12 protein-coding genes are annotated in these 10,775 nt (G+C 72.0%); 5 read left to right on the top strand and 7 right to left on the bottom strand.

The genetic code is table 11. From position 1 onward, the window contains the following. Positions 1–20 precede the first annotated feature (20 nt). A complete protein-coding gene (locus ACIGXX_RS08960) occupies positions 21–839 on the top strand; it encodes a sugar phosphate isomerase/epimerase (protein ID WP_361461325.1) in 819 nt (272 codons plus the stop codon). Here the strand turns inward: ACIGXX_RS08960 and ACIGXX_RS08955 are convergent. The 6 genes from ACIGXX_RS08955 to ACIGXX_RS08930 all read right to left on the bottom strand — a co-directional run bounded on the left by ACIGXX_RS08955 (position 815) and on the right by ACIGXX_RS08930 (position 5,304). Further along, the gene (locus tag ACIGXX_RS08955; protein ID WP_399974009.1) at positions 815–1,405 is read right to left on the bottom strand and encodes a GNAT family N-acetyltransferase; all 591 of its coding nucleotides are present in this window, start codon (positions 1,403–1,405) and stop codon (positions 815–817) included. The two genes, ACIGXX_RS08960 and ACIGXX_RS08955, sit on opposite strands and share 25 nt — an antisense overlap. Then, entirely contained in the window at positions 1,402–1,965 is a 564-nt protein-coding gene (locus ACIGXX_RS08950) for an XRE family transcriptional regulator (RefSeq protein ID WP_366462845.1), read from the bottom strand. The genes ACIGXX_RS08955 and ACIGXX_RS08950 overlap by 4 nt, the downstream gene beginning before the upstream one ends. Before the next feature lie 61 nt (positions 1,966–2,026). Further along, positions 2,027–2,836, bottom strand: coding sequence for an ABC transporter ATP-binding protein (locus ACIGXX_RS08945; protein ID WP_366462846.1), 810 nt, complete (start codon positions 2,834–2,836; stop codon positions 2,027–2,029). A gap of 38 nt (positions 2,837–2,874) precedes the next feature. Beyond that, complete coding sequence (locus tag ACIGXX_RS08940; RefSeq protein ID WP_351161704.1) at positions 2,875–3,903, bottom strand: ABC transporter substrate-binding protein; 1,029 nt, start codon at positions 3,901–3,903, stop codon at positions 2,875–2,877. Positions 3,904–3,990: 87 nt separating this feature from the next. Then, positions 3,991–4,872 (bottom strand): ABC transporter permease, encoded by an 882-nt coding sequence (locus ACIGXX_RS08935; RefSeq protein ID WP_361461332.1) that lies wholly within the window; start codon positions 4,870–4,872, stop codon positions 3,991–3,993. Positions 4,873–5,091: 219 nt separating this feature from the next. Then, positions 5,092–5,304, bottom strand: a complete 213-nt coding sequence (locus ACIGXX_RS08930; RefSeq protein WP_399974004.1) for a hypothetical protein — start codon at positions 5,302–5,304, stop codon at positions 5,092–5,094. A 510-nt stretch (positions 5,305–5,814) separates the two neighbouring features. On the opposite strand from ACIGXX_RS08930, the gene ACIGXX_RS08925 reads away from it, so the two are divergent. Then, positions 5,815–6,828 (top strand): LacI family DNA-binding transcriptional regulator, encoded by a 1,014-nt coding sequence (locus ACIGXX_RS08925; protein ID WP_399974001.1) that lies wholly within the window; start codon positions 5,815–5,817, stop codon positions 6,826–6,828. 54 nt (positions 6,829–6,882) lie between these two features. Here ACIGXX_RS08925 and ACIGXX_RS08920 read toward each other — a convergent pair whose 3' ends face one another. Then, on the bottom strand, positions 6,883–7,803 hold the full coding sequence (locus ACIGXX_RS08920) for a LysR family transcriptional regulator (RefSeq protein WP_361461340.1): 921 nt from the start codon (positions 7,801–7,803) through the stop codon (positions 6,883–6,885). A gap of 83 nt (positions 7,804–7,886) precedes the next feature. Between ACIGXX_RS08920 and ACIGXX_RS08915 the strand changes: the two genes are divergently transcribed. From ACIGXX_RS08915 to ACIGXX_RS08905, 3 genes are all read left to right on the top strand, one after another. Then, entirely contained in the window at positions 7,887–8,648 is a 762-nt protein-coding gene (locus ACIGXX_RS08915; RefSeq protein WP_351161269.1) for a sulfite exporter TauE/SafE family protein, read from the top strand. 11 nt (positions 8,649–8,659) lie between these two features. Then, positions 8,660–9,250 carry a hypothetical protein gene (locus tag ACIGXX_RS08910; protein WP_399973997.1) on the top strand — a complete coding sequence of 197 codons (591 nt, stop codon included), beginning with the start codon at positions 8,660–8,662 and terminating at the stop codon, positions 9,248–9,250. A 237-nt stretch (positions 9,251–9,487) separates the two neighbouring features. Further along, complete coding sequence (locus ACIGXX_RS08905; RefSeq protein WP_399973994.1) at positions 9,488–10,708, top strand: RICIN domain-containing protein; 1,221 nt, start codon at positions 9,488–9,490, stop codon at positions 10,706–10,708. Positions 10,709–10,775: the final 67 nt, after the last annotated feature.

Here is a 10,775-nt window from a genome sequence, read left to right as displayed (position 1 = left end):
GAGCCTTTCTCGGTACGTCGATGGGGCTCGCGGCAGCGCTCGGCACCGCACTGCCCGCGCGCGCGGGTGAGGCGTCCGGGTGCCGGCGCATCCCGCGCGGCGGGATCGGCATGCACCTCTACACGATGCGCGCCGCCCTCGCGCAGGACTTCGCGGGCACCCTGGAGCAGCTCGCGGACATCGGCTACGCGACCGTGGGTGTCAGCGGGCGGCACGGGAACGGCGCGGCGGACATCCGGCGGATGCTCGACGCAGTGGACCTGAAGGCGGTCCTGGAGCACGTCGCGTACGACACGCTCAAGGGCAGCGGTCTGCCGCAGGCCCTGGAGGATCTGCACACCCTCGGCGCGAAGTGGCCGGTCGTGCCGAGTCTGCCCGGCGCGCTGCACACCCCGGACGGATTCCGGGAGGCGGCACGGCAGTTCAACCGCATCGGTCAGGCGTCGCGCGACGCGGGCCTCGGCCCGGTCCTCTTCCACAACCACGGCACGGACCATGTGGTGGTGGACGGCACGAGCCTGTACGACATCCTCGTCGAGGAGACCGACCCGCATCTGGTCGGCTTCGAACTGGACGTCTACTGGGCGGCGAAGGGCGGCGCCGATCCGGCGACGTACTTCGTACGGCATCGGCGGCGGTTCCCCGCGCTCCATGTGAAGGACATGGCGCCGGACGGCGGCTTCGCCGACGTCGGCTCGGGGACGCTGGACTTCGCCGCGATGTTCGACCACGCGCGCGAAGGCGGCGTCAAGCAGTGGCTGGTGGAGCACGACAGCCCCACCGATCCGTTCGCCACGGCGCGCAACAGCTACGCCTACCTGGCGGCGCTGCGGTACTGATGTGAGGGGTCCGGCTGGGGCGCGCCCGAACCACCCACCTTCTTGAAGAAGAGGGTCGTCGGGTGGAGCGCCCCGGCCGGATCGGCCGCGTAGTCCGGAATGACTCCGGCGGCCGTCCAACCCCCGGACCGGTAGAGGGACTCGGCGGGGCTGCCCGTCTCGGTGTCCAGGACCAGGAGGGTCACGCCAGCGTCGGCCGCCGCCTGTTCCGCCGTGGCCAGGAGGGCGCGGGCGAGGCCCTGGCCGCGCGCGGAGCTGTGCACCATCAGCTTGAGGATCTCGGCGCGGTGCCTGCCGTTGGGCTTGTCCACGAAGCCGACGCCGACGGTGCCGGTGATCCGCTCGGCGTCGCGCGCGGCCCAGACGGCGAGCCGTCCGTCCGCCACCGCCGGGGCCAGGCCCCGCCACCAGTCGGCTGCGGCCACCCGGTCGAGGGGCGCCAGGAAGCCGAGTGAGGAACCGCCGTCCACGACGTCGGCGAGCAGGGCGCCCAAGTCGTGGGCGAAATCGATGAGTTGGTCAGGGTTCAGGCGTGTCGGCGTCGCAGTGGGCCGTCCCGCCCTCATCGCGCGACCACCACCAGGGCGTACCGCACGGCATGCTCCCCCACGCACCGGAAGCGCGTCGGTCCCCAGAGCCGGAAGCGCAGGCAGTCCCCGGCGTCCAGGGAGTGCGGCTCGCCCTGCACGGTGATCTCCAGCGTCCCGTCGAGCGCCCAGATGTGCTGCTCGATGCCGGGCACGGGAGGCCGGTCGTACGCGACGTCCGCGCCCGGTTCCAGGCGGCCCTCGACGAGTTCGCCGCGCAGCCCCGCGTGGGGCGGCGACACCGAGCGCCGCACGAAGCCGGACGCGCTGTCCGTCCACACGCTCTGGTCGGCCGCGCGCACCAGTTGCGCGGGCTCGGCCTCCACCTCGCTCAGGAGCTGCGACATGGTGCGTTCGTAGACGGCGCAGAGCCGGTTCAGGAGGGAAGCGGTGGGGCTGATCTCCGAGCGTTCGGCACGGGAGAGGGTGGAGCGGCTCACGCCGCTGCGGTCCGCCAACTCGCCCAGGGACCAGCCGCGTTCGGCGCGCAGCTCGGACAGGCGGGCGGCGAGCCGTTCGTCGACACCATCATGTTCCACATTCGGGACACTATCCCGAATATGAGACGGGCGGCAATCGTCGACGCCCGTGACTCAGGCCTCACTCGTGCGCCGACACCGCCCCGAGGAGCTCGCGGATGCGCCCGGTGGCGTCGCGGAACTCGGCCGTCGCCAGCGTCGTCGCGTACGAACGCTCGGCGGGCAGACCGACGTCGATGATCTCCTCCACCGTGCCGGGGCGCGGGCTCATCACGACCACGCGGTCCGCGAGGTAGACGGCCTCCGGGATCGAGTGGGTCACCAGGAGCACGGTGGTCCCGGTCTCGCGCCAGATCCGGTTCAGCTCGACGTTCATCTGCTCGCGCGTGAGCGCGTCGAGCGCTCCGAAGGGCTCGTCCATGAGCAGTACGGGCGGCTTGTGCAGGAGGGCGCGGCAGAGCGCGACGCGCTGCTGCATGCCGCCGGACAGCTCGTGCGGATAGGCGTCCTCGAAGCCGTCGAGTCCGGTCATGCGGATCAGTTCGTCGGCACGCGCGCGTGCCTCGGCGCCGGGGATGCCGCGCATCTCCGCCTGGAGCAGGATGTTGCGGCGTGCCGTGCGCCAGTCCAGGAGCGCGGCCCGCTGGAAGACGTAACCGATGTCGCGCCGGGGCCCGCGCACCTGCTCGCCGCCGAGCAGCACGTCGCCCGACGAGGGCGCGAGCAGTCCGGCGATCAGCTTCAGGAGGGTGGACTTGCCGCAGCCCGAAGGCCCGACGATCGCCACGAACTCGCCGGCGCCGACGTTCAGTGTGACGTCCCGCAAGGCGGTGACGTCCTTCTTCTTCGTACGGAAGCGGACGGCGACGTCACCGAGGCGCACCGCGGACGGTCTCGCTTCCCGCGCCGGCACGGGCGGCTGGTCGCTCATCTTGAGAGTCGCATCCTTCGTCATCGCGCTGCCGCCCCTCAGCCCTTGATCCCCTGGGCCGAATCCCAGTAGTCGGCGACGGGCTTGGCCTTCTTGACCAGGCCCGCCTCCGAGAAGACGTCGATGGTCTGCTGCCAGTCCGCCTCGGTGTTGGCGCCCGGCGCCTTCCCCTGTGTCGCGTCGGTGTGCAGGAGGGTCAGCGTCGTCTTGAACTGCTCGGACAGGACGTCCTTGGGCGGCAGTTGCTCGGAGGCGCCGTCCATCGAGGCGACCGCGGGCTCCGGGCTCTTCTCGGCGGCCGCCCACGACTCGCTCACGGCGGCGGTCATGCGTTTGGCCAGGTCGCCCCTGCCCTGGAGGGTCTTGGGCCCGGCGATGAGGCCGTTGGAGTAGAAGTTGAGGCCGTTCTCGGAGAAGCGCAGATACGAGACGCCCTTCTTGGCCTTGTTCTGCATGGTGGGGCCCTGGTCGCTCGCGTACCCGAGCAGTGCGTCCGTCTTGCCGGAGATCACCGCGGCGATCTTGCCCGCCGGGTCCGTGTTCTGGACCTTGACGTCGGAGAGTTCCATGTCGTTCTTCGCCAGGAAGATCGGGAAGGTCTTGGTGAGCGCGTCGCCCGCCGTGCCCGCGATCGTCTTGCCCTTGAGGTCGGCGGGCGACTTGATGCCCTGCGCCTCGAAGTACTGCACGGACGCCGGCGTCGTCTGGAGGAAGACCCCGAGGCTCTTCACCTTGACGCCCTGGTCGACGCCCGCGAGCACCGCCGGGGTGTCCGCCCAGCCGAAGTCGGTCTGCCCGGCGCCGGTGGCCTGCACGGTCTTCTGCGAGCCCTGGCCCGCCCTGATGTCCAGGTCGATGCCGTGCTTCTCGAAGATCTTCTGCTGCTTGCCGTAGTAGAACGGCGCGTGTTCGCCGTACGGGTACCAGTTGAGCGTCAGCGTCACCTTGTCCAGCTTCTTGCCGGAGTCGCTGGTGCTCGTCTTGTCGTCATCGCCGCCGCAGGCCGTCGCGGTCACCGCGACGAGGGTCAGGGGGACGAGGCCGGTGAGCAGTCTGCGCGCGTGCATGGGGCGGCCCTTCTCGCGTACGACGGACATGGGGATATGGGGACACGGCTGGGGGCGGGGCGTGGCGTGGCAGAGCGCGTGGCGGCGTCAGTACGACGTGGTGGCGGCCACGTCCCTGCGGCTCGCGTGCCACGGCAGGAGCAGCTTCTCGGCGATCTCGACGAGCACGAAGAGGACGACGCCGATCAGCGACATGACGAGCAGCCCCGCGAAGAGCATCGGGGTGTCGAGGTTTCCGTTGGCCTGGAGGATCACGTATCCGAGGCCTTCGTTCGCGCCGACGAACTCGCCCACGACCGCGCCGGTGACGGCGAGGGTGACGGCCACCTTCAGGCCGGAGAACAGGTGCGGCAGCGACGCCGGGAAGCGGATCTTGAGGAAGGTCTGCCAGGGCCGCGCGCCCATGGTGGCGGAGAGCTGGAGCATCTCCGGGTCGACGGCTTTGAGGCCGGTCACCATCGAGATGACGACGGGGAAGAAGGCGATGAGAACGGCGATGAGGATCTTCGGGGCGATGCCGAAGCCGAGCCAGACGACGAACAGCGGGGCGATGGCGATCTTCGGCACGACTTGGGCGAAGAGGAGGATCGGGTAGAGCGTCTTCTCGACGGTCGTCGAGTAGACCATGAGGACCGCGGCGAGGATGCCGACGGCCACGGCGATGACGAAGCCGAGCAGGGTCTCGTAGGTGGTGACCCAGCTGTGCTGCCACAGGTAGTCGGGCTTGTCGAGGATCACGTCGAGGGTCGCGCCGGGCGAGGGCACGAGATACGCCTCGACCATCTCGGTGGCGGCGATGAGCCACCAGGCCCCGAAGCAGACGAGCAGCAGCACGAGCGGCCGCCAGCTCTTCTCGGCCGCGTCGGCGGTACGTTGCCGCAGAGTCGGGCGGCTTCGGTCGACAACGCCCGCCGTTTTGACGGCAGTTGCCTGCAGTGCGCTCTGGCTCACGGTGAACTCCCCTGGCATTCAGCGAACTTCGGAGTCAGTTGCGGAGGGGCGTGCGGGTGGCGCGGAGAGGTGCGGAGATGTCCGGGACGGTGCGGGAAGGTGCGAGAAGGTGCGGAAACCGCTTTCAGAAAGCGCTTTCTGGTAAGGTGTCCGCCACGCTAATGACTGGCTGACCGCAGGGTCAATAGGTCGGCTCGAAGTTTCGCGGCGCGAGACGAAGGGGGCGCGGTGCGGGCGCTAGGGCGCGAGCAGGGAGCGGGTGCGGGGCGGGCGCCGGAGGGCGAGGGGGAGCCCGGGGCGGGGCGGTCCCGCCGCCGTGGGAAGGAACCCGGAGACGGGCCGGCCCGTGAGGAGCAACCCGGATCGGGGCGAACCGGCGAGCGGCAGCCCGAGGCTGATCTCGAACGCGCCCAGCGGGACGCGCCACGCGGACGGGGGCGCAAGCAGCAAGCCACGCCCTCACGCGGTCGCGGGCGGGGGCGCGGGGCAGAGCCTGGGGCTGGGCTCGGACGCGACGGGGACCCCGGATCGGGGCCAGCCAGCGAACAGCAGCCTACGACCGGGCGCGGGCGTGGACGCGGACGTGAGGACGAACCCGGCGCTGGGCGCCGACGCGAAGAGCAACCCGGATCGAGGCCGACCCGCAAACAGCAACCCCCGCCCGGCCTCGGGCGTGGACGCGAGGACGAACCCGGCGCTGGGCGCCAACGCGAAGAGCAACCCGGACCAAGGCCGACCCGCAAACAGCAACCCCCGCCCGGCCTCGGGCGTGGACGCGAGGACGAACCCGACGCCGGACGCCAACGCGAAGAACACCCCCGATCGAGGCCGACCCGCAAACAGCAACCCCCGCCCGGCCTCGGGCGTAGACGCGAACAGCAACCCCCACCCGGCCTCGGGCGTAGACGCGAACAGCACCCCCCGCCCGCCCCCGGGCGCGGGCGTGAGCGTGGGGTTCATGTGACCCTGCATGCCGTGGCCCGTGCCGCCGGGGTGTCCCCGGCCACCGCGTCGCGGGCCCTGAACGGTACGACGCGCGTCCGCGAGGACCTGCGGCTGCGGGTGCTCGAAGCGGCGGATGAGCTGGGGTACATCCCCAACGCCCATGCGCAGGCGCTCGCCAGCTCGTCGAACAACACCATCGGCGTCATCTGCCACGACGTCGGCGACCCCTACTTCGCGGCGATCGCGAGCGGAGTGATGGCGGCGGCGGCCGAACTGGACCTCCTCGTCATGCTCGCCAGCACCTTCCGCGCCCCGGCACGGGAGATCGCGTACGTCTCGATGCTGCGGGCGCAGCGCGCCCGCGCGATCCTGCTCATCGGCTCGGGCTTCCAGGACCCCGCGTGGGAGAGGTCGTTGGAGGCCGAGCTCGTCCCCTACATGCGTGACGGGGGCCGTGTCGCCGTGGTCAGCCGGCACCGCAGCCTGCGCGTGGACACGGTGCAGCCCGAGAACCGGGCGGGGGCCGGCGCGCTGGCGCGGGCGCTCATGGGCCTGGGCCACCGGGAGTTCGCCGTCCTCACCGGCCCCGAACGGCTCACCACGGTCGCCGACCGCCTGGCCGGGTTCCGCGCGGTCCTTGCCGAGGCGGGGGTCGCCCTTCCCCCGGAGCGGATCGTGGAGGGTGCCTTCACGCGTGACGGGGGCCATGCGGCGGCGGTGGAACTGCTGCGCCGGGGGCAGCGGCCCACCTGCGTCTTCGCGGTGACCGACGTGATGGCCGTGGGGGCGCTGGGAGCGCTGCGGGAACGGGGGCTCCGGGTGCCGGACGACGTGTCGCTCGCGGGCTTCGACGACATCCCCCTGATCGGGGAACTGACCCCACCGCTGACCACGGTGGCGCTGCCGCTGACGCGGATGGGGCGCGACGTCCTCGCCCTCGCCCTGCGCGAGCGGGGCGCGCGGTCACGGGTGGAGCGGGTGCGGGGCGAGGTGGTGCTGCGGGCCAGCACGGGGCGGCCCACGGCCTGAGCGCCTGGACGTGAGGGGCCTGGAGGGCGGGCGCCCCCACAGCCATGGGGTCCATCACGCCACCCGGTGGCCCGGCAGCATCGGCTCGGAAGTCGACGCCCTGCGCAGGTGGTCGGCCAGGGCCTGGGCCGAGGGGGAGGCGGGGCCCGTTTTGGTGGCCCAGGCCAGCAGGTGGTGGCGGCGGGCCCAGGGGTCCTGGAGGGCGCATACCTCCAGGGGCTGGGTGGGGTCGATCACCCGGCGCGGGACGATCGCGAGGCCGACGCCCGCGGCGGCCAGGGCGACCAGGACGTTGAGGTTGGCGACCGTGGTGCGGTAGCGGACGACCGGTGCGTGGGGGCCCACGTGTCTCTCGATCCAGCGGCGCAACGAGGCATCGGCGTCGAGCCCCACCAGCGGGTGCTCGGCGGCCTCGCTGTACGTCATCGACGTACGGCCCGCGAGGATTCCGCCGGGCTGGCCGACCACCACGAGGGAATCGTCGCCGAGGGGTTCCATGGCAAGACCGCAGTCGCGGGCCTCGTCGTCGAGGACGACGCCCAGGTCCGCATCGCCGTCGGCCAGCATCCGCACGATCTGCGGGGTGCGGTTCTCAAAGACGCGGACGTCGATGTCCGGGTGGGCGCGGAGGAAGGTGACCAGGGCCTGCGGGACGAGCCGGTGCACGGCCGAGCCGCCGCCCAGCAGGGTCAGGGGCGCGGTCGGGGATCTCGTATAGCTCGCGACCGCGCTTTCGAGCCGCACGGTCTGGGCGAGGACCTCGCGCGCGTGCCGGGCCAGGGTCGTCCCCGCCGGGGTGGGGCGCACGCCCCGACGGCCGCGGATCAGCAGGGGTACACCGGCCTGTTGTTCGAGGGAGCGGACCCTGGCGCTGGCCGACGGCAGGCTCAGATGCATGCGGCGGGCGCCCGCCGTGATCGACCCCTCCGTCACGGTGTCGAGGAAGAGCCGCAGATCGTCCAGGTCATAGCGCACCTCGTGAGCCTATGGCACAGCCTTAGGCTGGGTACACCGATAACGCATTGTGGACCCGCCCGTCACAGGGCGATGCTCGGCGGGTGTCCGAACTACTGCTCGTCCTGCTGGCAGGCGTCGCCGCCGGAGCGCTGAACTCCGTCGGCGGCGGAGGCACGTTCGTGGCGCTGCCCGCCCTGGTCGCCGTCGGCCTCTCCCCCGTGACGGCGAACGCGTCCTCGACCATCGCCCTCGTACCGGGAGCCGTGGCCAGCGGATGGGTCTACCGGCGCGAACTCGCCCCGGTCGGGGCGACGTCCACGCGAGCGCTGACGGTGGTCAGCGTGGTCGGCGGCGGACTCGGCGCACTCCTGCTGCTCACGCTGCCCGCGGCGTCGTTCGACGCCGCGGTGCCCTGGCTGCTGGCCTTCGCCACGGTGGTCCTCGCCTTCGGCCGCCGCCTCTCCAGCGCGGTGAGCGACGCGCTCGGCCACCAGCTCAGCATGAGCCCTCGCGCCGTCCTGGTGGGCCAGTTCCTCCTCGCGCTGTACGGCGGATACTTCGGCGGAGCCGTAGGCATCATGATGTTCGCCCTGTGGGGCATCGGCCTCGGTCTCGACACCGCGGTCAGCAATCCGATGCGGGTCACCCAGATCGCGGCCATCAACCTCAGCGCCGCCGCACTGCTCCTCGGCGCATCGGACGCGCTGAGCACCCCGCTCGTCCTGGCCCCCATGTTCGTCGGCGCGCTGGCAGGCGGCTTCACCGGCGCCCACTTCGCACGCCGCCTCTCCGACCGGCTGCTGCGCGGCATCATCCTCACCACCGCCGTGACCATGACCGTCCTCTACTTCGTACGCGGTTGAGGCCGACCGGCATGAGCGACAGCGATGACGACCCCCGCCCCGCCGCCCCGTCGTACGCGGAGCCGCCCACGGAGCCCTGCACCGACGCGGCCCGAGCCCGTCTCGCGATGGCCTACGAGGCGTACGCCCTGTCAGACCTCGCGCGTGCCGCCGTACCGATCGGCGAGCACGAGCTGCGTCCCGACGGCAGCGCCCGCTCCCCCGGCTCCGTACTGGCCGACGCCGTCCACGTCCTCAGGGCCGCGCACCGGTTCTTCGAGGCCGCGGCCGTGGCCGAGCGGCTCGGCGGCGCCGGGTGGCAACTGATCGGCGACGTCCTGGGCGTGGACGCACGGACCGCGCGGGCGCGGTTCGCCGCGGCCGAGTCCTGCTTCCGGGAGGAACTGCGCTCCCCCGAGGGGATTTCCGCCACCGGCGATCCCGGCGATGCGGGCTGGTGGCGGGCTTACACCGCCGGCAACCCGCTGGAGGCGGCACGCGACCTCGACGACTGGGTCCTGCGCCACGAGGAGGGGGACGGCGGCCTCGGCGCCGCGCCGGTCTCCGGCAGCCTGGCCCGGCCGAACCCCGGGCAGCGTCCGAGGCGGCGGCGTCACGGGTGAGAACCGGCCCCCGCACTCCAGGCGCGTCCCGCCCCGCCACGCGTTCCCCCAACGGGTGTGCCGACGGGGAGAGTTGATGCCACCTGGGTCGACGCCCGCACGGAAGAACGCCCCAAGTCCCGGTAATTGAGGGGTGAATAGCAGCCGAAATCCATCCGTATCGGTATCCGGTCTCAGCTCCTACTCTGTGAGGCGCACACGCGGGGGATCACTGTCCGTCTTCCACGGAGGTTGGCAATGTCTGCGTTGTCCGAGGGGATCTACCTGCTCAAGAACGAGGCGAGCGGGCTGTACGCGGGAGTGCAGGGGGCCAAGACCGCGCAGAGCGTCCCGATCGTGCAGCAGGAGCTGCACCCGCAGGGAACCGCCCGGTACAGCCAGTTGTGGCATGTGCGGCCCACCGCCGCCAAGGAGGGCGCCTGGACGCTGCAGAGCGTGCACAGCACCCTGCGCATGGACATCATGACCGGCCGCGGCCGCGCGGGCTCGCCGGTGCAGCAGTGCCCGGCGGAGACCCGGCAGGACCTGCTGGTGTCACAGCTGTGGCGGCCGGAGGTGGTCGGCGACGGGTACGCGCTGGTCAACGTGAACAGCGGCCACCTGCTGTCCGTCCACGACGACAGCGTCGCGCCGGACGCGGCCCTGGAGCAGGCGGGCAGGCCCACCATGGGGCCGCGACCCGCCCAGCTGTGGCGCCTGGAGCGGGTGCCGAGCCGCGGCCAGGCCAAGGCGTTCGACGCGCTGACGGCCACCGTGGTCTCCGCCGGCGGCGGCATCCTCGGCTCGGTCCTCGGCTCCCTGGGCGGCGCGGCCAAGCAGGCGCTCGACGCGGGCGGCGGGATCTTCGAGTCGGCGGCCAAGGCGATCCCGGACAGCGACGCGCCCTACGTACGCTTCGACGGCTTCCGCGGGGACGAGTTCATCCGCTTCTCCAAGCGGCGCGGCATCGAGTCGGGCCCCCGGAGGATCGCCGACCAGTTCCCGCACCTGCCCAAGACGTTCAGCGACGGCTTCGACGCCGTCGGGCCCGCCCCCAAGAGCAGCGGCCACACCTATCTGGGCTTCGCGCAGGGCCAGGCCGTCGAGTTCTCCGACAAGAGCCACGGCCCCCTCCATGAGGCGGAGGACGTCCTGTCCCGCGACCTTCTGGAAAGGGCCGGCGAGCTGTGCGACGTCACCGGCTTCGGCGCCGATGGCGGCAGGCTGCTGGTCTTCGGCATGCAGGGCAGCTTCACCACGGCCCTCTCGCGCGGCTCGTCCCAGCAGCTCTCGCTGACGGCCGCACCCGATGCCTTCGGTTTCGGCCCGGACGCCGCGGCCACGGCCGTGACCGAGTCCACGGCGCACTACTTCCTCACCAAGGGCGACGAGTTCGTCGTCGTCACCGAGGACAAGCTCATCCAGGGCCCGTCCAAGCTCACCGAGGCCTACCCGTTCCTGGACGGCCTCTGGATGTAGCCGCCGTCCCGCGCCCTCCGCATCCGGTCCGCATCCTGTCCGGTCCCGTCGGGCACGCCCCGGCGGG

The organism is Streptomyces sp. NPDC055243 (genome assembly GCF_044544025.1).
GTDB lineage: Bacteria > Actinomycetota > Actinomycetes > Streptomycetales > Streptomycetaceae > Streptomyces.
Note: the sequence above shows the minus strand (reverse complement) of the source record. Positions and strands in the feature narration are given on the sequence as shown.